The sequence below is a fragment of the Paenibacillus sp. J5 genome (assembly GCF_054955055.1).
The window spans coordinates 147,006-168,595 of record NZ_JBUEDD010000013.1; the positions used below are offsets into that span (position 1 = coordinate 147,006).

The window sequence follows — 21,590 nt, forward strand, 5'->3', positions numbered from 1 at the left end:
CAGCAAAGCACCGCGCGCTGGGAGCTGCGGACGACTATTCCTGCGAGGATGCCGGACTTGCCAGTCGCTTCAGATGCTCCCCGGCGCGGTCGAAGGCACGCACGATGATGAGCAGGCAGGCGCCGGGGAAGAAGGCCAGCCACCAATAGCCTGTGGATAGATAGCGCATCGATTCAGACAGGATGATGCCGATGGCTGGCTGATGCGGAGACAGGCCCAGACCAACGAAGGTTATCGCTGCCTCATGCAATATCGCATGCGGGAAAATCAGCAGCAGGCCAGTCAATAGCTGCGGCAGCAGGTGAGGCAGCAGATGATTGCAGGCAATCCATCGTCTTGACTTGCCCAGTTGCACCGATAGCTGCACATAATCCTTCGAACGAAGCTGGAGCAGCTCGGCACGAAGGATGCGTAATAGCGCCGGCCAGTGGGTCAAGCTGATGCCGACCAGCACGCCCTTGACGCCTCCCCCTAGCAGATAGGAGATCAGAATCAAGGTGACCAGATGCGGCACGCTCAGGAACAAGTCCGTCACCCAACTGACCAGACGATCGGCCAGCTTACCGAGAGAGGCCAGTACCGCCAGCACCGCAGCCAGCATCGTACTGCCGCATGCTGCTGCCAGACCAACGCCGATGCTGAGCGCCAGCCCCTTGAGCGTCCGTGTCAGCATATCTCTGCCCAGCCAGTCTGTCCCGAACCAATGGTCGGCAGATGGCGGTTGATTGCGCGCCTCCAGTTGTGTGCTCAGCCCCGAAGCCGGAAGCCATAGCCCTGCGGCAACGACCGTGCCCAGCAGCAGCACGACCGTCAGCACAGCTAAGGCCGCCACTTGACGGCGGTTAAGCCGATGGAAGGGGAAGCGCCGCCGATTATTCATCCTTCGCCATGCTCGCTTCATGCCCCTCACCTCCTTGACCAAGTCTGGGGTCAAGGAGCTGAGCGATCAGATCCGCAAGGAGATTGCCTACGAATACAAAGCAAGCCGAGAATAGCACCATACCGAGCAGCAACGGAACATCGCCGCGAACTCCCGCCTGTACTGTCGCTTGCCCGAGCCCCGGATACGAGAACACCTGCTCCACCAGCACCGCACCGCCAAACAGCTCGCCAAATGCCGCGAATTGCAGCATGACGGCTGGCAGCGCTGCATGGCGCAAGCCGTGCCGCCAGAATAGCTGCAGGCCGCGCTCGCCGCGCGCTCTCGCATACAGCACATAAGGGCTATCCAGCACATCCGACAGCTTCGATCGTGTGTGCAGCGCTACAGAAGCGATGCCGGAGATGCTCAGCACGATCGCCGGGAGCAGCATATGGCTCACCCGGTCGGCAAGCGTCACCTGCTCTGCTGGAACGCCGGCCGGAACACTGAGCGCCAAGGGAAACCAGCCGAGCCACACGGAGAACACCATCAGCAGCAGCAATCCCAGCCAGAAGGCGGGTGTCGCCGCCAAGGTATAGCAGTACCATTGAATGAGGCGATCCGGCCAGCGGTCGCGATGCATCGCCGCTGTTGCCCCTGCGGCAAAGCCGATCACGCTGGACAACAACCAGGCACTGGCCATCAGCGCCAGCGACGGCCAGAAACGGTCGGCGATAACAGACGCCACCGGCTCGCGATATGTCATCGAGGTGCCAAGATCGCCGCGCAAGACGGCTCCGCCCCAGGCTAGATACTGCTGCGGCAACGGCTTATCCAACCCCCAGTAGGCGGCGATCTCCTCCCGCTGCTGCTCGCTCACCTTGAGCAGATCCGCCCCGACATACGCTTGAACCGGGTCAATCGGCGCAAGCCTCACCAGCAGGAAGGACACGATGCTGAGCGCCAGCAGCAGACTCGCCAGCCGCAACGCATGAAGCAGCCCAAACCGCAGCAGACGGCGAATCATGGTCGCCAGGTCCACTCCGTAATATTATCGGTCACCGGCCAGCCATGTCCGTGAGGATGAATTCGCTGCGTACCGATATGGAGCTGCTCCTTCACCAGATAGAGATGATCCACGTTGACCAGCCATGCCCATGGCGCATCACCCCGTTCGCTTAGTCCTGTCTCCCCGTCCCATTGCGCAAGCTGCCAATAACTGGCCGCTTCCTCCTCGCTGCTGGCGCGGAGTGCTTGCTCCATCCACTCATCTGCTTTCTTGTTGCTGTAATAATTCACATTATAATAGCCAACTCCACGGTACTTGCTGCTATACACGTTATACATTTCCATAGGGTCCTGGCTCCCCCAGCCCCATAGCACAGCACTGGAGGCCATCCACCGCTCGATCTCGCTCCAGGACTTGCCCTCCACCTGCATGTCAATTCCGATCGCACGCACCTGATCGGCCGCCGCAAGGGCCAACGACTGGCGGATGACATCGCCTGCTGGATAGAGGAGCTGGAATTGAGCCTTCAGCCCCTCCTTCTCTACGATGCCGTCATGATCAGCATCCGCCCAGCCGCCTTCGCTAAGCAGCCGCCGCGCCTGCTCCATATCGCCGTCAGCAAACACCGTCTCCGCATTCCACCACGGCAAGCCGTCAACGATCGTATAGGCCGGCGTTCCATAGCCCTCCAGCACACCGTCCACCAGCGCCTGCCTGTCGATCGCCACATTGATGGCCTTGCGAATCGCCAGATCGGAGGTGACATCATTGCCGATCGGATCGCCCTTCTCCGTCTGGCCTCCCGACCTCACATAGGGAAAGGATATGCCGCGATTATCCACGGTGCCCGCTCTCTCCAGTCGGTAGCCTGCCACCTGCTGCTTGCTGAAGGTGGCAGGGATATAGGCCATATCGACAGCACCCGACTTGGCGGCAGCAAAGGCAGCGTCCTCGCTCAGAAACAGCAGCGTCAGCCGTTGGAATGGAAGCTTGCCCCCATAGTACAGCTCATTGGCCTCCATAATCACCTGTTGTCCTTTATCCCACTGGATGAGCTTATACGGTCCCGAACCGATGGGGCGACTCGCATAGTCGTTCCCGTAGGCATGCCTCGGCACGATGCCAGTCGCAGCAAGCACCGCCCCGAAGGTCGACTGCGGCGCCTTCAGTATGAATTCAACCTCATACGACCCGGCGGTCTCTACTGCGGCGAGATTGGTCAAGTCAATGACCGAGCCATTCGCCTTCGCCGTATCGAAGGTAAACTTCACATCCTCTGCCGTTACAGGACTCCCATCGGAAAAAAGCGCATCCTCGCGTAAGGCAACCTTCCACCGTAATCCATCCTCTGAGCGTTCAACCCCCTGTGCCAAATCCCCCGTCAAGCTCATATCCGCCTTGCGCTGGAGCAAGGTGCTCTGAATGAGCGGCGATCCATAGCGTCCCCAGCCTGTTGTCGGATCGAATCCGCCCTCCGGCTCTGCACCCACAGCCAGCACGAGCGAATCCTTCCGCACTGCCTCGCCAGCTTCTGCAAGCGGCTGCGACTTGGACGCTGCACAGGCCGGCAGCACCGCCAGCAGGCAGAGCGCCAGCAGCAGCGTTCTTGAGCGTCTTGCTGTGAATGGCAAGCTCATCATCCATCCCCCTTGTACATAAAAAAACTGCGCCGGCATCGTATCGCCAACGCAGTATGACTATTGCATGCTCATAGCGAAATACGATGTCATAAATTCTAACATGCATTCCAGGGAGAATCAACCATTATCCATCGTTCCGCCTGATTTCGTCTACTCGCTATGCTTAATGATCTCGATTTTGCGAATACGGCGCTTATCCCGCTCCCTTACAATGAAGGTTAACGTATCATAAGACCACTCCACCCCTTTGTCCAGATCAGGCTGCTGCGCGTAGATCCAGCCGCCGATAGAATCGACATCCTCATGCACGAGATGGATGTCGAGCAGCTCATTGATTTCATCGATCAGCGCGACGCCCTCGACCAGATAGCGGTTATCGCCCAGCTTCTCGATCTCCTTCTTCTCATCCTGGTCGAACTCGTCACGAATCTCCCCCACAATCTCCTCCAGTATATCCTCTATGGTGATCAGCCCTGACGTTCCGCCATATTCATCCATCAGCAGCGCGATATGAACATTTTCCTGCTGCATTCGTTTGAGCAGCAGCTTGACAGGCATAACCTCCGATACGGTCAGCACCGGACGAAGCAGCTTTTTGAAGTCAAAGTCCTGTTGATTGTCATAGCTCAGAAAAAACTGCTTCGTGTTGATCATTCCGATAATGTTGTCCTTGTTCTCCATCGCTACCGGGAACCGGGTATACTGCTCACGCTTGATGATTGCAATATTATCCGCCAGCGGTTTGTTGGCGTACAGACAGATCATATCCGTGCGTGGAATCATAATCTCTCTGGCTAACAGCTCATCAAAATTAAAGATTCGGTTCACATACCCGAATTCGGTCTTGTTGATCTTGCCGCTCTGATAGCTCTCCGACAGGATGATTCGGATCTCCTCCTCGGAGTGCGCTTCGTCATGCTCGCTGGCCGGCTTCATGCCCAGCAGACGAATCAGCTTGTTGGCAGAGCCGTTAAGCAGCCAGATGAACGGATACATCAGCTTGTAAAATATAATAATCAGCGGTGCGCACACCACCGAGATGTGCTCCGCCTTCTGTATCGCCAGCGTCTTGGGCGCAAGCTCGCCAAGCACGACGTGGAGATAGGTCATCAGCAAAAAAGCGATGCCGAAGGATATAATATGGGTCAGATTGTCCCCGAGCTGAATTCGCTCGAACAGAGGGTGCAGCAGCCGCTCTACTGTCGGTTCGCCCAGCCAGCCGAGCGCCAGCGCCGTTATCGTAATCCCGAGCTGGCAGGCGGACAGATAGCCATCCAGATGAGACGTGACCCGCTGCACAGCGAGCGCATTCTTTCGTCCCTCAAGCACCATCTGGTCCACCCGGCTCGGACGAATACGGATAATGGCAAATTCCGTGGCGACGAAGAAAGCCGTGAATACGATTAATAGCACGACCAAGAACAAATTGAGAATCATAACATCCTCCCTTCCTGTACACTGTTTATGCCTCGATTTACTCATCGGTCAGCCATTTAAGACTTTAAGACTTTGACACTGGAGGCATCCCCATTTATCATTAGTACGAGCCTGTATCTTCCTGCATATCTATGGCACTGCCGCCCAATATGAAGCGCCTGGTCAAGTCGGACGGGCATCCGGCCTTATCTCCGCAAGACATCGTATTGCCCGGCATACCTATAAAGTATGCCCAAAATTCTCTTTTCCTGTTCAATATTGGGTAAAAAAAGATCAGGGAATGGTATTTTTGCATCACTAACAAAAGAAAGGTGCGTTTTATTCGAATGGAAAATGTGTGGTTGCTACTGAAATACGCGCTGCTTGGGCTATTCCAAGGGCTGACGGAGCCGATCCCGGTATCCTCCAGCGGTCATCTGATTATCGCCCAGCAGTTGTTCGGCATGCATATCGAGGGCTTATCCTTTGAGGTGCTGGTTAATTTTGCTTCGTTGCTTGCGGTGCTGCTGATCTACAGATCGGATCTTATCCGGCTATGCGTCAACGGCTGGGCCTATATTGTGCGACGCGAGGAAGCGGCGCGCCAGGACTTTATGTTCATCATCTACCTCATTATTGCAACGATCCCGGCCGGAATCATCGGCGTGCTGTTCAAGGATGTGATCGGGGAGACGTTCAAGGGCATGACGACCGTCGGGGTTACCCTGCTGCTGACAGGGGTCGCGCTATGGCTGATCCGCAATCTGCGCGGACGCAAGAGTGATTCGCAACTGAGGCTACGGGATGCACTGATCATCGGATTGGCGCAGGCGGTTGCCCTCATTCCAGGCATTAGCCGCTCCGGCTCCACCATCGTCGCGGCTTTGGGGCTGGGACTGAAGCAGTCGACGGCGCTGCGCTTCTCCTTCCTGATGTACATACCGATCAGTGTCGGCGGGATGATTCTGGAGACGAAGGAGCTGGTGTCTGACCCGCAGCTCGGTCAGCTTGCGCTACCCTATGCACTAGCCTTCATCTGCTCGCTTGTCGCCAGCTACTACGCGCTGCGTTGGTTCATGGGCATTATGGAGCGCGGCAATCTGAAATATTTCTCCTGGTATTGCTTTGCTGTCGGCACGCTCGTGCTGATCTTCCTCGCCTAGCCTATGATACCTGAGAGACGGCCATACCCGCGTGAATGGGTATGGCCGTATCTTTGTGTGGGCAGCATGCATTGCCCTATCTATGTTCGAGCCTCATCTACGCTCTTCTGTCCAGCCCAGCTCCCATGAGCAGCTTGGCTGCCATAGCACCACGCTGTGCTCAGCCAGGCTGTCCTGTACGCGGATTATGCGCTGGTTGCTGCTTCCGCAATACGGCAGCGACACGTCTCGCAGCTCCTCCTCATAACGGCCATCCACCAGCACGTCACAGCGACGCAGCAGCTCATAGGAGGGGGAGCCGGGCCTGCTGGACAACTGCTCATACGTAAATCCACTATAGGCCCAGCAGCTAAGCGGCCGCTGTGCAGCCGCCTGCAGCCGATCGACGAATAGCGCGACCTCCGCGGCTGAGAAGAACGGATCGCCGCCCAGCAAGGTAATGCCATCCAGCAGCGGGTTGCTGCAGATGTCTGTGATCAGCTCGTCCTGCCGTTGCAGCGTGAACGGCTCTCCATACTCAAAATCCCACGTCGGCTCGCTAAAGCAGCCGGGGCAGCGATGGCGGCAGCCGCTAATATAGATCGCCGCCCGCAGCCCTTCACCCTCCGACACCGATTCCGGCTTATACCCGCATAGCCTCATATGCCGTGTCGGAGCCGATCGCGCACCTCGGCCTGCTTCGCCGCGTTGAAGCGTGTCTGATAGTCGCCCGTCAGATAGCCGGTCACGCGCCGCAGCCGCCGCATCGGCACCTCGCTCTCATGGCTGCCGCAACCCGGACAGCTTGCGCCGATCAGCCCCTCATAGCCGCAGGCCGGACAGCGGTCGATCGGATGGTTAATGCTGAAGTAGCTGACCTGCTGCGCCAGCGCATACCGGATCAACGACAGAAATGCAGGCGGGTTCACTCGGGCAGCCCCTTCCAGCTCCACATAGGAGATGGCTCCGGCGTTGCATTCTTGATGGAACGGTGCCTCCAGCTCAATCTTGCGCGCCGCACGGATCGGATAATAGACCGGTATATGGAACGAGTTCGTGTAATATTCCCGGTCGGTAACTCCTGCAATCGATCCAAAGGTCTGCCGATCCTTAATCGTGAACTTGCCAGACAATCCCTCCGCAGGCGTTGCAAACAGCGTTATGTTAAGCTGATGCCGCTCGCTCTGACGATCGCAGAACGCCCGCATATAGCGAATCATCCCCAGCGCCTTGTCATAGACCTCTTGGCTCTCGCCGTGATGCCTGCCATACATCGCCTTCATACACTCCGCCAATCCAATAAAGCCGATCGATAGACTGCCATGACGCAGCAGAGAGCCCACCTGCTCCTCTGGATGGAGCTGCTCGCCTCCCTCCCATACTCCCTCGCGCATCATGAAATCTGAAGCCTTGGCGGGCTGTGCGGCCTGAATGCTGAACCGATGCAGCAGACCTAGCAGCGCTATCTCCAGGCTATCCTCCAGCTCGCTGTAGAAGCTTGCCTCATCAGGAGTTCGTCTTCGCCCGCTGACGATGCCATGTCTTAATCCCAGACGAACCAGATTCACCGTGTTAAAGGACAGATTCCCCTTGCCTGACAGATGATTGCGCCCGAATCGGTCATGAACAACCCGGGTTCGGCAGCCCATCGTCGCAAACTCCGTATCTGGATTCGTCGGGTCATAGAAAGCCAGATTAATCGGAGCATCCAGGTTAGCAAAGTTCGGGTACAGCCGCTTCGCTGAGCATTCGGCAGCCAGGAGAAATAGAGCATAGTTCGGATCATCCGGCTGCTGATTGATACCCTGCTTGCACTTGAAGATCTGGATCGGGAAGATCGGCGTCTCCCCGCTGCCCAGCCCCTGCATCGTCGCCGTCAGCAGCGCTTCAATGACCAATTGTCCTTCTGGGGTGGTGCACGTGCCATAGTTAATGCTGGTGAACGGAATTTGTCCGCCGGAGCGGCTCGACATCGTATTCAGGTTATGGATCAGACTCTCTGCGGCCTGCATCGTCTCCGCGCGCGTCTCCTGCAACGCATAACGATAGGCGCCGGGAAATCGCTCTGCCAGGTCTGTCTGTCCCATGGAGAAATCCCCGAACTCCCCTTGATCCTGAAGGCCATCCTGCTCCCCGAAATAATCCAGCCCTTTGCGGAAATGCTTGACGAAGGAGCGCTTCACATAAGGCGCCAGATCATGATCGAGCTTATTGGCGGACACGCCGCCATACTGGGCATTTTGCTGGGATTGGAAAATAATAGCGACGAGCGCCATCGCCGACATAATCGAGCCTGGAGGGCGAACACTGCCATTGCCGGTATTGAAGCCTTGCCGCAGCAGCCTGTCGAACGGCACGAAGATACAGTTAGTCGTCCCGAGTGCATAGTGATCCAGATCATGCACATACACCCGATTATCCTCCATCGCCTCCACGAGCCGCGGCGGCATAACGAAGCTCCTTGCATACCACTTGGCATATTCGCTCCCAAGCTTGCCGGATTTGCCAGAGAAGCTCTCCCCATTCAGATTCGCATTCTCCCGCAATAGCTCCTTGTTGCTCCCTGCAATAATTTCCTCTCCCAAATGAATCACATCGTCCAGCATCCCCCTGCCATACGACGGCTGCTTCAGCTCCAGCATATCCCTTTCCCCTCTCCCGTTATGTAATCTATTCATCTCAATAAACACAATATATAGTTATATTCTACTTAAATTATAACAACATATTGTGCTTGTTGAAATATTCAGGAGCTTCTTGCTGTGGAAATTCGGTTAACATTTGGTGACGAAAATGAGAAAAAAGAAATCGCTTCATGCATGAGATGGAGACACTCGCCATCCCATAATGAAGCGATTTTCCGTTCAATCAATCTACCGATAGGCAGGAGTGACAACGCCAATATCCAGTACCGTCGTCCATTGACCCTCACAATAATCCAACTGCTCATTCCCACTTACGCCAAACGGAATTTCACGGCCCTCATACCATAGAGTTCCTTCCACTCTTCTAATCGTCATCCCAATCAGCCTCTGCAATTTCCCCTCCCGGTCGGTTACGGCTCTTACACCGCTAGGGAAGGCGAGATGAAGCTTGCTGTCGCGATAGACCTCTGCACGATCCTGCGTATTGACCAGCTCATACCTCCTGCCATCCACGCTCCGACTATAGACCAGCTCATGGGCGATCTCATCGCCATGATCCATATCCCAAGGGATCAGCCCGGTGAACCAGAGCTGGCCGTCCGGGGTCGGCAGAATGCCGCATAGCCGCTCCACAAAATCAAGCACGCACAGAATCGCTGGTGAATACGTCTGCGTGAAGCCCTCCTGCCCCGTCCATGGAGAGAGCGCCTGGGGGAAGCGGGTCATATTAGCTGCCGCATTCATGATCGGCTGCATAATCCAGGTCAGCTCCACATGGCGGTCATGATGCTCAAAGGCATGCGGCGTCCGAATCAGGCTGAGGAAATTGGTTGTTCCTCCCCATGTATTATAGCTGGAGGAGGGATCGAACCGCGGATCGTCCATTGCCAGGGAGGTGAACGGATATTTGGCAAAAAATTTGCTGGTATTGAGCAAATAGCGCTTCAGTGCCTGATCAAAGAAGGCTCTGTCCTCCACCTCGCAAGCAAGCACCCTCAACAGCACATCCGACTGTACCCGCACCCACTCCCCGTTGCGATCCACATCATAGAAGAACTCATCCTCCGCATCATAGCAATGGCGAATAAGACTCTCCAGACTTTGCTCAGCCAGGCGCTGCCAATTCTCCTCACGCTCACCGAGCACCGCTGCCATTCGGTTCAGATAGAGACGCTGACAATATACATTCGCTGTCAAATCAGGAGCCAGGAACGGCAGCAGCGGCGAATCGGGATGATACCGCGTCGGATCATTCCAATAGGGGGTATCCGGTACATGCCAGAAGCGCGGGGACAGATCATGTCCCGTATCAAAGGTAGAGAACGCCTCCACACAGCCCGTGCCGCGGGTATTGCGATAACGGGCGAGCCACGCATCCTGCCGCTTCATCGCGCTGTACATTTTGCGCAGGAAGCGCTCATCCTTGCCATGAAGAAGATAATGATTCCAGACGCTCCTGGCCAGCGGTGTGACCATCTGGATTTGCCGGAAGGCCGGCCCCTCCTGCGTCAGCTTATAGGGCATTAGCCCATCCTCACGCTGATAATCAGCGAACAGTTCATACGTTGAACGGGCAACGGAGGGTACATAACGGGATAGCACCTCCGTATTGATCGTTCCCGTGCTCTCCAGCCAGCATCCCAGATAGATGCCTCCCTCATGCAGCACGGGCCCGGCCTCCAGCGTAGGCACGATGCAATCCAGCAGCTTGCTGAGTGCAAGATAATAGACCTTCTCCAGCCGACCCGACGAGGCGGTGAACTTCACGCCAGAGCGCTTCCACTCCTCTAGAACAGGCTGATCGCTTGCCTTCTTCAGCGTCCCCGTTCTCTCCTCAATCTGCAGCTCGCGCAGCCTCTGAAGCAGTCTCTCCTTCAATGATGACACCTCCATGACCCGGTCGCGGGCTTACTGATTATTTTGGAAAATTTGAACCGTACCGTTATAGAAATCGGCTACCCCCTGCTTGACATCCTTTCGCTTGAAGCCAATCTCCTGCACCGTTGTCTCAAACAGCTTGGAAAACTCGGTATTGCCCGGAGGATTATAGCTGACATTGAACGGCTCCTTCTCTGTCGCAGCAGATACCCGCCCCAAATAATGATAGATCGCCTGATCGGTCGGACTAGCATCTTGCTCCAACACCTCACGCATCTTGGAGGTAACAGGAACCCCGCGGTCATTGCCAAGAATACGGGCGGCATCCGGGTCATTAATCCAGAAGTTAATCAACTGCGCCACTTCCTCAGGATGCTCCGTTTTCTTGTAGCCGGACATGCCCTGACTCGATTCAAATACAACCCCTGTTCCCTTCGGGCCTCTAGGAATCTGTACCAGCTCCAGCCGATCTTCAATCAGATTCTGATGTGCGCCAAGTTGATTGGATGGAATCAAGCTCATAGCAACCTTGCCCGTTACCACCAGCGACTTGCTGGTGTCCGATGGCGGATTGGAGATCTGTAGTTCAGGGGTGACTACACCGCCCGTCTTCCGCATTTGATCCCAATAGGTGAACCAGGCTTCTGCCTGCTCCTGATCAAATCCCAATGTCCCCTTATCCATGTCATAGAGCTGCTGCCCACGCTGCTTCAGGAAAATATCCAGACCGTCCACAGTAAAGTCATAGGTTCCATAGTAGCCCTTGCCCAGCTTCTCCGAGATTTGCTTGGCTGTGCTGGCATAGTCCTCCCACGTCCAGCCATCTTGGGGAATAGGCAGACCGGCTCGCTCGAACAGCTTCGTATTGACGACGATTGCCCTGGCATTGGCTCCGGCGGAGATATGCACCAGCTTGCCCCCGAGTGTGCCGTATTGAATCATGGAGGTATCCATATCGGACAGATCAAGCTGCTTGCCGACATACGGATCCAGCTCCAGCAGTACACCCTTGTTCGCATAATCGACGACGTTGCCGCCCAGGAAGAACACATCCGGCGCGGTGCCGGAGGCGAGCTGTGTATTCAGCTTGTCGAAATAACCGGAGCTGGGCGCAAACTCGCCCACAATTTTAATATTCGGATGCTTGTCTTCAAATTTACGCAGCGCCTCGTTCGTGCGATCCGCCCGCTTCTGGTCGCCCCACCACATCATGCGAATCTCCACCTGCTCCCCGGCCTCAGCCGTGCCGGTTGGCTGGCCTGCCTTGCCTTCCTCCGTTCCCTTCGCGCCACTGTTGCCGCATGCGGTCATCAGAACGAGCAGTAAAGCCATCGCTGCAAATCCTAGCTGTTTTTTCATGGTTCATCCCCCAAATGATTTATTTTAGTCCAGTTGTCGCAATGCCATCCAAAAAATATTTCTGGAAGGCCAGAAATATCGTCATGATGGGTACGAGCGATAGCGCTGACATCGCCAGCAAGGCTCCCCAATCCGACTCTCCGGAAGGATCGAACAACGAACGAATACCTAACTGCACCGTAAATTGCTTAATATCGCTGAGATAAATCATCTGGCTGAAGAAATCATCCCATGTCCAGATGAAGGTGAAGATCGCCGTTGTAATCAAAGCCGGAACCAGCAGCGGCATGATAATCCGAAAGTAAAGCTGCCCTTGACTACAGCCGTCTATCGTTGCACTCTCGTCCAGCTCCTTGGGAATCCCCCGGATGAACTGCACCATCAGCAATATAAAAAAGGAATCATGAGCCAGCCACTTGGGCAGGATGAGCGGCAGATAGGTGTTAATCCAGCCCAGCTCGTTATAGATGATGTATTGCGGAATCAGCGAAACATGGTAGGGCAGCATAATCGTCACCAGCATCAGGCTGAACCACAGCTTCTTGAACCGGAAATTCAAGCGGGCAAATGCATAAGCGGCCAAGGAGCAGGTCGCGATATTGCCAAGCACCGAGAGCACCGAAATCTGAGCCGAGTTAGCGAAGAACGTGCCGAAGGAGATGCCTTGCAGTCCCTTCCAGCCATTGTAGTAATTATCTAGCGTCAATTGGGCGGGCCAGATGCCCGGATCCGAGAAAATAAGACTGTTCGGCTTGAAGGAGCTGCTCAGCAGCCAGAGCACCGGATAGAGCATCAGCAGCCCGAAGGCAATAATCAGCGTGTGCTTGCCTGCATGGGTCCATACCTTCTTGTCCATCTGCCTACCGCCCCCCTTCCTTGCCGTCACCATAGAACACCCAATATTTGGAGGTCAGAAATACAATGACGGTAAAAAAGCTGATAATCAGGAGCATAAGCCAGGCCAGCGCAGAGGCATACCCCATATCAAAGAATGAGAACCCTTTCATATAGAGATACAGCGTATAGAACATCGTAGCGTTCAGCGGCCCCCCGCGTCCGTCTCCAATAACAAAGCCTGGCGTAAAAACCTGAAAGGAATTAATAATGCTCATCACCAGGTTGAAGAAAATAACCGGCGTCAGCATCGGCAGCGTAATGCGGAAAAATTGCCTCGTCTTCCCTGCGCCATCGACCTGCGCTGCTTCGTACAGATCGGCGGGAACCTGCTTGAGTCCTGCCAGAAAAATCACCATCGCCGAGCCGAATTGCCATACAGACAGCGTAATAATGGTGGACAAAATATAATCCGGGTGAGCGATCCAGGCCGGCCCTTCAATTCCGAACCAGGCCAGCGCCTGATTAACCAGACCGTCTCCGTCAAAGATGTTGCGCCATACAATCGCAATCGCCACACTGCCGCCCAGCAGAGACGGAATATAATAGACCGTTCTGTACAGGCCAAGCGCCCGAATCCCCTTGTTCAGCGCCAGCGCGACCATGAGCGCGAAGGCCAGGCGCAGCGGTACGGACACCAGCACATACGTAAAGGTGAGCGACAGAGAGCTTGTAAAGGTCGGGTCCTGGCTGAAAATGCTCGCGTAATTGTCCAGTCCTAGCCACACAGGGGGATTCAGCAAATTAAACTTGGTCAGGGATAAATACAACGAACCGAGCATTGGCCCGAGCGTCAGGCCGACAAAGCCGACCAGCCATGGTAGTAAAAACAGATACGCCGTCTTGTTATGGCTGTCAAGCGACCGTCTGCGTGCAGCTTGCATCGCACTCTCCTCCTTATCTTGTAGAACTAGCTTCTGTATAGCTCTATTGTAGAGGCAAGAAGGTCGAGGCTGAATACGATCTTTTCGGATGTTCATTATCGTTTTTTTCGGGTTGCTGGTCGATCCCCTGCTTACTGCCGCGAATTTCTATATTCCGACGGCGATAGGCCGTACCGCTTTTTGAATTTGGAGCTAAAATAACTGGCATTGGAGAACCCCGTCAGCTCGGCGATATCCCCAAGGCCTAGCTCTGTCTCCTCAAGCAGGCGTACCGCATGCTTCATTCGAATATCCGTGACATAGTGAATAAAGCTGGTGCCCGCCTGGGCCTTGAACATCTCCGAGAAATAGGTCGGATGATAACGATAACGCTCCGCCAGCATCGTCAGCGTCAGATCATACATGTAATTCTCATCAATAAACCGCTTCGCCTCGCGGATCGCGGATGAGTCCGGCTCCTCCTTGTCCTCGCGTCCATGACGGATAATCTTCTCCGCCAATTCGCTAATGAATTGCTCTGCCTTCGCCGGGGTATTAAACTCCCATACACGCTCCGGCCTAAGCCAAAGCTGGCTCCCGCTGCCCATCTCCAGTCCCTTCCCATAAGCGGCATGATCCAGCAGCAAATATAGCTGCAGCACCAGCTTCACAAAGCCTGGCCGCGATTGGCTATATACCGTCTCCAGCTCCTTGACGACCACCCGCCGGAACGGCTCCAGCTCGCCATGAGCCAGATGCCGCCTTAGCTGTCTGGCAGTGTCCTCAGTCAGCATATTCGTCTCATGGCGCTGGTCGCTATGGGATAAATTCCAGGCTAACAGAGCCGACATATACCCCTCCTTCCATTCGCCAAAGCCTGTCCTGACTTCGCTATATGCGATGGTGGGCACGAGCCCCAGGTTGTTCACGATACACGCTCGCAGCAGATTGCTGAATCCCTCTGCCGCTCCTGCCGCCTCCTGAATAATGTAGTGCATCAATCCCGGGTAATTGGCATCTCGAAAGACGTGGACATCGCCCCAGTCCACTGCCGTAGCGGCCAGTTCTCGACAGAGCAGCTCAAAGGGCAGGCGCAGCTTGTGAGCCGAACGCTCTTGCTCTGGCTCATGATCCCGCTCCAGCAGCCCTGCTGTTATAAACCGCACCGGAGTTTCCTGCCATGGCTCCAGGTCGAAGCGCCTCGACCGTTCCAGCATGGCCTGCTCATAGACCAGCCCCTCCTTGACGAGCTGGAGAATACAATGCTCCTTCATCTCCTTGTAATACTCCGAGAGCCGCCATTCCAGCACACTCTGCTGGTCTACAGTCGTGCGCGCCTGATCCAGCTCCTGTACAACCTTCATCAGAACCCCTGTCAGCTCAGAGCTTGAGACCGGCTTGAGCAGATAATCTCGTGCCTGATGACGCACCGCTGCCCGGGCATAATTGAAATCCTCATAGCCTGTAATCACGATTAGCCTTATATCTGGATAGCGGCCGCTGCATGTCTCCAGAAAGGAGACCCCGTTCATAATGGGCATATTCATATCTGTAATCACGATCTGAGCGGTATGCCGCTCCAGCCATTCCATCGCCTCACTGCCATTGCCCGCCTCTCCCGCCACAGTCAGCCCAAGCTCAGCCCAGTCTGCCTTCAGGCGAAGTCCTTGACGGATTTCCGGTTCATCATCCACGATCAATACGCGGTACATCCTGCGTCCTCCTTTGTACGGGTACGATCAGCTCAATCATCGTTCCGCGCTCTGGGCCACTATCCCTCGATTGAATCGTATATTCGAACAATGAGCCATAATAAAGCTGGCAGCGTGCCAGCACATTGCGAAGTCCGATCTGCTTGGATTTGCTGCGCAAAATTTGATCCATCTCTATCGCCCCTTTATTCGTAGTCAGCTCAGCCAATCGCTGTGCGGACATGCCTGATCCATTATCCGTGACGATCAGGCGCAGACGCCCGCCCTCCCGGCGGATGGTTATAACGACCTTCGCTTCCATTTGCTCTGCAAAGCCATACTTGACCGCATTCTCGATCAACGGCTGCAATATAAACTTTGCTATCTCCAGTTGCTCCAGCTCACCCTCCTCCTGGATCGTCAGATCAAGACGCTCGCCAAACCGGATTTGCAGGATGCTTACATAATGGCGAATGTACGTCAGCTCCTCCCTAAGCGGGATTAAATCCTCACTGATCCGCAAGGAGAAGCGGAGCATTTTGCCCAAGGCTTCAATGATGCGGACTGTAGGCTTCGTCTTTCCCTGTATAGCCAGACTGCTAAGCAGCTCCAGCGTATTAAACAGGAAATGAGGATTAATCTGGAGCAGAAGAGCCTTATACTCCGCTTGCTGCCGCAGAAGCTTCAGCTCGAATTCCGTCTGAATATGACTGCGCAATTGCTGCACCATCTGGCGGAAGGTCGAGGTTGCATAATCGACCTCGTGGCGGATTACCTGCTGCTCAGGGATGAGCTGCTCCGCATTGGCAAACTCCCCCTTTTGCACCTGCCGCATGGCGGATACCAGTCGTGAGAGCGGCTTGGTAATACTGTAGGCGAGCCAGGTCGCCAGTACGATCGCGGCTACCAGCAGAACGGTAGCAAGGATCGTCATGCTGCTGCGCAGCCGCGACAAATTCGCATACAGATCCTCCTCTGACACGAAGCCGGCGAGCAGCCAGTTATTCTTGGTCAGCTTCTTGTAGACAAGAATATCCGTCTGTCCCCGATGATTCTGCACATATTCAACCCCCTGCTTCGTTGACGAAGCAATAACCTTCTTCAGCTTGTCCGCCGCCTCTGGATACCGGTCAAACCCGTCCTGTGGCAGAACAGGGCGTCCCTCCTGATCCAATAGATAAATGTTTCCGCTTTCACCCAGATGAATCCGATTTAGCGGCTCCAGTAAAAAATCTGAGCTGACATTGACCTTCATTACATTCCGCGCCTTCGACGGCTCAAACGTGCCGATCGGCATCAGCAAGCTGACGACCTGATACGATCGCGAATAATTAGCCTCCACCTGGTCCGTATGGGCGGATACCCAGCGCTCGCTATGCTTGAGAAATCCGGTATACCACGGCTCACTCAGAAACGAGGGGTCGGATACAACCTGATTCTCGGCGCCGATCCATAGTCCATCCCGTCGGTATATCGTGACAGACGATACGCCCGAGTAGTTGTTCGTCGCCTGCGTCAGGAATTGGCTCAGTGCCAGATTCGCGAGCATCTTGTCCCCGCTGCCCCGCTGTGCGTCCGATAGCGTGCGATCCCATTCCTTCGTCATCTCGCTGTTGAAGACGAAGGAGGACAAGTCATAGATTTGGGTCAGCGCCATCTGGACAAAGGAGCCGTATTGGTCCATCTTCTCCAGCGCTGACGATTCAATATAGCTGCGAACCAGTGCGCGCGCTTCATTGAACAGCAGCAGCGACATCGTGCCGAACGAGAGAACAAGCAGCAAAATAAAGAAGGCCATGAGCCGGTTTTTTAGTGAGTAAAACATGTCTATTCCCCCGCTTCTCTTCGTAACAGTATCCCGCATACGGCAGCCCGTGATACTTCCCCATCATAGCCGCACACATGAAGCCCCCCGCCTCTTCACAGCGGCAAAAAACCAGCCTGTGAGCAAAGGCTCATAAGCTGGCTTCCTGATTGGTGACCGTATTAGAACGGATCGCTGCGTTCCTCTGATGCAAGCTCATAATGATGGGCTCGGCTCAGCTTTACAATCCGCCGGTTCGCTTTACGTATCATCACCTGATCCGTATCCCATGCGACGACGATGCCAATCACATCATTCTCCTCCAGTTGGTCCCGCACGACTCTGACCATCGCGCCATCTTGGCGAAAGGCATCCAGATGCTCATCTGATATCATTCTCATCCCGCTCCTTCGTTGACAAGCGTAAACGGCTGCCGCCGTCCTTGACGGGCTAAGCTTCGTTCCGCGTAGAAACAAAGAGACCCGTGGTCCCATCCGGGCTTCGAGGTCTCTTCCGTTGAATCCTATACAACTACCTGCAACGAAACGACAGTCATTAACCAACATGCTCCTTGGAGTCATTCGTCTCGTACCATTCATCCAGCACCCGCGACGACATCACTCGCTGAGCGATGTATTCACTCTGTTTCTCGGTGAATTTATCGCGCCACGGGATGTTCAACTGCTCACATAGCTTAACAACCGTCAATAGCTCCGACCAGGCGACATAACGTTTGTACCAGAAAAATTGTGGATGCTCAATCATATACGGATACAGAGTGTCGAACTCGGTATGTTTGCAATCGAGTGCACGCTCGAAATGAATTTTGGCATCGGACAATTGAGTATGAAAAAATTCTGGCATGACTTCCAATTTATCCATATCCTTCTGCCTCCCTTTCAGCCACTTATTTGTTATTATAGAGGAAAACTCCCGCGGTGGAAAGAGCGGAATGAATGGAAAAACCGCGAGCTTGGCCGAGCGGGGACGCGGAACGTCCCCTTCAGAAACACGACATTATGCAAAAGTAATTGTACCGCCATCAAGCGAGGCGATGCGCACCAGCGATTCCACGCGATAGCCCTGCTCGCGAATAGCGCGGCCGCCAGCCTGGAAGGTTTTCTCCACGACGATCCCCACACCCGCCAGTTGGGCGCCAGAGCGCTCGATAATCTTGATCAGGCCGCGGGCAGCGTCGCCATTGGCGATAATATCATCAATAAACAATACGCGATCCTCAGGTGAAAGATACTGGCGCGAGACCATAATATCGGTAACGATGCCTTTGGTAAACGAAGGGACCCGTTCCGTGAGCGCATCGGGTTCATTGATCAATGTTTTCTTGCGGCGGGCAAAGAGCAGCGGAACATTCAAGGTCAGCGCAGTCGAGAAGGCAACCGGGATACCGGAGGACTCCACTGTGATGATCTTGGTAATGTTCTCCTCCGCAAAGCGGCGGGCAAATTCCTGCCCCATCTGCATCGTCAGCTCAGGGTCCACCTGATGATTAAGCAGTCCGTCCAGCTTGAGCACATCGTTTGATAGAACCGATGCTTCACGAAGAATTCTGTCTTTTAAAATATCCATGTGTTCACGTTCCCTTCAATTCCTACGATTCTTTTCGTTAAAGTACCATACAATGACCACTTTTCGCAACTGCTTCGCCGCCTCTGGCGCTAAATTATTGCAAATCGCCGATTAATAGCGAATACCATGAAACTTTTTATCAAGTTATCCGTCTAAGTATCATATACAGAGTGCCAAGCTCCCTTGGCATCGTGTTGTTATGTCATCAACGGGCAAGACGAAGATCACACAATAAGGAGGGATCTGCTCATGAAATCATCCAGGCTTCTGCTGCTATCCGCATGCCTGCTGCTCGCACTGGCTGCTGGCTGCTCCAAGGAAGCGCCGACGGCGCAGCCGGGCAAGAGCGTGCAGACGGCGGACGCAGGCTCCGAGCAGAAGGTAGATTCACACGCACAAGAAACCAAGGGCAATGTGGCTGAGCCAGACGACAGCGGGCACAGCGAGCAAGCAGACCCGCAGGAGCAGAGCCCGCAGCAGACGTATGACAATCAGCCCGCCGAGGACAACGAGACGGCCTCGCTGATTACCCCGCCGGACAATAGCGCCAAGTCTCCCGGTACAGGAGAGACGGCAACCGGCGGCAAGGTGAAGACGGAATCGTCCAAAGCCTGGGACGCCAAGGCACCGCTGCTGCTCGGCATCTCGATTGGCGACGCTCAGGACACCGTTATCGCGCAATATGGCAAGCCTCAGGATGAATTCTCTACCGAGGATCAGAAGGAAACGCTGAATATCAACGAATACGACGGCTTCTCGGTCGGCTATGATGGCAAGTACAAGGTCAAGTTCATCGAGGTATACGGTGACAAGGTGAAGACCGGGCTCAACGGCTTGCGTATCGGGCAATCCAGCGAAGATGCGGTCAAGGCGCTCGGCAAGCCATCCAATCATAATACGTATACGCTAGGTTATAAGGCTGAAGGAGCGTTCCTGAAGCTTGATCTTGATCCGCAGAGCAATGAGGTGCTCTCCATCAAGCTATTTGTCAACAGCTAGCCGCGCCTGTGCAGCGGATGGCACGACTGCAATGACGTATTCCCCTGCCTTTAGAGGCTAGCATCCTTACTCGTCCACTAGCACCCGCACTGTGGCAAGCTGTTCTGCGCAACAGCCTGCCACAGCGCGGGTGCTTTATTGTGTCCATATGTAGCCATCTAAGCATACAGGGACTGCATTCCCTCCTCATGCTGAACTAACTGTCATCCTTGTCCATATGGCGACATAGGCTGATAGAAGGGAGACCAAGGAGGGAATAGGAAATGCGAAAGCTTGGCACCATGCTTGGCATCGGCCTCACCTTTATGGGTACAGTCGTCGGCGCTGGCTTCGCCAGCGGCCAGGAAATATTGCAATTTTTCACCCGCTTCGGCTTTATCAGCATGTTCACCATCCTGCTCGTCGCCGGGCTGTTCATCTGGCTCGGAGCCAAGATGATGCTGCTGGCTGCCGATATATCCGCTGTGTCCTATGAGGACTTGAATATTGCCTTATTCGGGGAGCGGCTGGGACGGCTGGTAAGCCTGTTTATGATCGTGGTTCTGCTGGGTGTAACCGGCGTTATGCTCGCCGGAGCAGGTTCGATCTTCTCCGAGCATCTGAATATATCCTATCAGACCGGACTTGTGATTACGCTGGCCGCTTGCTATATGCTGCTGCGCAAGGGCTTGTCCGCCATTCTCGCTGTCAACTCGATCGTTGTGCCCGCCATGCTGCTATTCACCTTTATTTTACTATTCAAAACGATCCCCCTGCCGACCTCCACCCGCTGGCTGGAGCTGGTCAATGACCACTCCTGGCTGGGAGCCTGGATGTCGCCGTTCCTATACACCGCCTTCAATCTGTCGATGGCGCAGACCGTGCTCGTGCCCCTCGGCGCGAAGGTGAAGGATCGCCGGTTGATTATCGGCGGTGCATGGATCGGCGGGATCGGCATCGGCTTCATGCTGCTGGTCGGACATATTACACTATCCGCCAACATGCCGGGCATCACCCAATATGCCATCCCGATGGCCGGCATAGCCAAGCAGTTCGGACAGGGCATCCAGTGGATCTACATCTTCCTGATCTTCTCCGAAATCTTCACGACCTTGATCGCTAATGTATACGGTCTGACCCTGCAACTGCATGAACGCCTAGGGATCGCACAGCATTGGATTGTCCTCTCCATCCTGTTCATCAGTTATCTGCTCAGTCAGCTCGGCTTTGGCATCCTGCTCTCTACGCTGTACCCGTTGTTCGGACTGATCAGCCTGGGATGGCTGGTGCTGATCGTCAAGCGCTAGGCCGCGAAAGCTGCTAAGCAATCAAGGTTAGGCAGGCGGCCGTCCTTTGGGCGGTTCCGCCAGAGTACAGCTCCCAGATTCCGAACCGATCCCACCCGGCAACAGCCGCCTTTCCAGAAAGACGATAATCTGCTGCAGTGAAGCGATCTGCTGCTCGATGTGGCGCTTGTGCTTCTCCGCCAGCTCAACCAATTCCGGGTAATCGGTTATCGGCTCATCCCGCCGGAGGGTAAGAAAGGGCTTCATACTTTCCAGGGAAAGACCTGTCTTCTTATAGCAAGCGATCATCCGCATCGTCTCCAGATCCTCAGCACGATACAGACGATGGCTGTTCGGCTTCCGCTTGGCATACGTCAGCAGACCGATCTTCTCATAGTATCGAATCGTATCCGTGGAAAGCCCGGTTTCTTCGGAAGCCTCTCTGATCGTATAAGTCTGTTCTTCGCTCATGATCCTATCCCCCCATTGTTCTGTTCCTGTCATGTCTCCATTATACAAGCTGGAGCCAGCTCCAA

General features: G+C 54.8%; 19 protein-coding genes. 3 read left to right on the plus strand and 16 right to left on the minus strand.

Going from position 1 to position 21,590, the window contains the following annotated elements:
• Positions 1-34: 34 nt before the first annotated feature.
• The 4 genes from ACY1JZ_RS22180 to ACY1JZ_RS22195 all read right to left on the minus strand — a co-directional run bounded on the left by ACY1JZ_RS22180 (position 35) and on the right by ACY1JZ_RS22195 (position 4,948).
• Complete coding sequence (locus ACY1JZ_RS22180) at positions 35-901, minus strand: ABC transporter permease (protein WP_462630968.1); 867 nt, start codon at positions 899-901, stop codon at positions 35-37.
• Positions 873-1,889 carry an ABC transporter permease gene (locus ACY1JZ_RS22185; RefSeq protein ID WP_462630969.1) on the minus strand — a complete coding sequence of 339 codons (1,017 nt, stop codon included), beginning with the start codon at positions 1,887-1,889 and terminating at the stop codon, positions 873-875. The genes ACY1JZ_RS22180 and ACY1JZ_RS22185 overlap by 29 nt, the downstream gene beginning before the upstream one ends.
• Positions 1,886-3,508, minus strand: a complete 1,623-nt coding sequence (locus ACY1JZ_RS22190; protein WP_462630970.1) for an ABC transporter substrate-binding protein — start codon at positions 3,506-3,508, stop codon at positions 1,886-1,888. Before ACY1JZ_RS22190 ends, ACY1JZ_RS22185 begins: the two co-directional genes overlap by 4 nt.
• Positions 3,509-3,661: 153 nt before the next feature.
• Entirely contained in the window at positions 3,662-4,948 is a 1,287-nt protein-coding gene (locus ACY1JZ_RS22195; RefSeq protein WP_462630971.1) for a hemolysin family protein, read from the minus strand.
• 326 nt (positions 4,949-5,274) lie between these two features.
• Here ACY1JZ_RS22195 and ACY1JZ_RS22200 point away from each other — a divergent pair, with 326 nt between their 5' ends.
• Positions 5,275-6,090, plus strand: a complete 816-nt coding sequence (locus tag ACY1JZ_RS22200) for an undecaprenyl-diphosphate phosphatase (RefSeq protein ID WP_462630972.1) — start codon at positions 5,275-5,277, stop codon at positions 6,088-6,090.
• A 93-nt stretch (positions 6,091-6,183) separates the two neighbouring features.
• On the opposite strand, the gene nrdG is transcribed toward ACY1JZ_RS22200, so the two are convergent.
• From nrdG to ACY1JZ_RS22255, 11 genes are all read right to left on the minus strand, one after another.
• Entirely contained in the window at positions 6,184-6,732 is a 549-nt protein-coding gene (gene nrdG / locus ACY1JZ_RS22205; protein ID WP_270170313.1) for an anaerobic ribonucleoside-triphosphate reductase activating protein, read from the minus strand.
• On the minus strand, positions 6,729-8,711 hold the full coding sequence (locus ACY1JZ_RS22210) for an anaerobic ribonucleoside triphosphate reductase (protein WP_462630973.1): 1,983 nt from the start codon (positions 8,709-8,711) through the stop codon (positions 6,729-6,731). Before ACY1JZ_RS22210 ends, nrdG begins: the two co-directional genes overlap by 4 nt.
• A 231-nt stretch (positions 8,712-8,942) precedes the next feature.
• Positions 8,943-10,592, minus strand: a complete 1,650-nt coding sequence (locus tag ACY1JZ_RS22215) for an MGH1-like glycoside hydrolase domain-containing protein (protein ID WP_462630974.1) — start codon at positions 10,590-10,592, stop codon at positions 8,943-8,945.
• Between the two features lie 30 nt (positions 10,593-10,622).
• Entirely contained in the window at positions 10,623-11,951 is a 1,329-nt protein-coding gene (locus ACY1JZ_RS22220) for an ABC transporter substrate-binding protein (RefSeq protein WP_270170308.1), read from the minus strand.
• 19 nt (positions 11,952-11,970) lie between these two features.
• Positions 11,971-12,807, minus strand: a complete 837-nt coding sequence (locus tag ACY1JZ_RS22225; protein WP_462630975.1) for a carbohydrate ABC transporter permease — start codon at positions 12,805-12,807, stop codon at positions 11,971-11,973.
• Positions 12,808-12,811: 4 nt separating this feature from the next.
• On the minus strand, positions 12,812-13,729 hold the full coding sequence (locus tag ACY1JZ_RS22230) for a carbohydrate ABC transporter permease (RefSeq protein ID WP_270170304.1): 918 nt from the start codon (positions 13,727-13,729) through the stop codon (positions 12,812-12,814).
• 131 nt (positions 13,730-13,860) lie between these two features.
• Positions 13,861-15,420, minus strand: coding sequence for a response regulator transcription factor (locus ACY1JZ_RS22235; protein ID WP_462630976.1), 1,560 nt, complete (start codon positions 15,418-15,420; stop codon positions 13,861-13,863).
• The gene (locus ACY1JZ_RS22240) at positions 15,395-17,224 is read right to left on the minus strand and encodes a sensor histidine kinase (protein WP_462630977.1); all 1,830 of its coding nucleotides are present in this window, start codon (positions 17,222-17,224) and stop codon (positions 15,395-15,397) included. The genes ACY1JZ_RS22235 and ACY1JZ_RS22240 overlap by 26 nt, the downstream gene beginning before the upstream one ends.
• Before the next feature lie 161 nt (positions 17,225-17,385).
• Entirely contained in the window at positions 17,386-17,598 is a 213-nt protein-coding gene (locus ACY1JZ_RS22245) for a hypothetical protein (RefSeq protein ID WP_462630978.1), read from the minus strand.
• Positions 17,599-17,758: 160 nt separating this feature from the next.
• Complete coding sequence (locus ACY1JZ_RS22250; RefSeq protein WP_270170296.1) at positions 17,759-18,085, minus strand: hypothetical protein; 327 nt, start codon at positions 18,083-18,085, stop codon at positions 17,759-17,761.
• 135 nt (positions 18,086-18,220) lie between these two features.
• Positions 18,221-18,790: a xanthine phosphoribosyltransferase gene (locus tag ACY1JZ_RS22255; RefSeq protein ID WP_270170294.1), complete on the minus strand. Its 570-nt coding sequence runs from the start codon at positions 18,788-18,790 to the stop codon at positions 18,221-18,223.
• 249 nt (positions 18,791-19,039) lie between these two features.
• Here ACY1JZ_RS22255 and ACY1JZ_RS22260 point away from each other — a divergent pair, with 249 nt between their 5' ends.
• Together ACY1JZ_RS22260 and ACY1JZ_RS22265 are read left to right on the plus strand one after the other, a co-directional pair.
• Positions 19,040-19,789, plus strand: coding sequence for a hypothetical protein (locus ACY1JZ_RS22260; protein ID WP_462630979.1), 750 nt, complete (start codon positions 19,040-19,042; stop codon positions 19,787-19,789).
• Positions 19,790-20,052: 263 nt separating this feature from the next.
• Positions 20,053-21,075: a YkvI family membrane protein gene (locus tag ACY1JZ_RS22265; protein ID WP_270170290.1), complete on the plus strand. Its 1,023-nt coding sequence runs from the start codon at positions 20,053-20,055 to the stop codon at positions 21,073-21,075.
• Positions 21,076-21,102: 27 nt separating this feature from the next.
• Here the strand turns inward: ACY1JZ_RS22265 and ACY1JZ_RS22270 are convergent, their stop codons facing one another.
• Positions 21,103-21,525: a MerR family transcriptional regulator gene (locus tag ACY1JZ_RS22270; protein WP_462630980.1), complete on the minus strand. Its 423-nt coding sequence runs from the start codon at positions 21,523-21,525 to the stop codon at positions 21,103-21,105.
• Positions 21,526-21,590 lie beyond the last annotated feature (65 nt).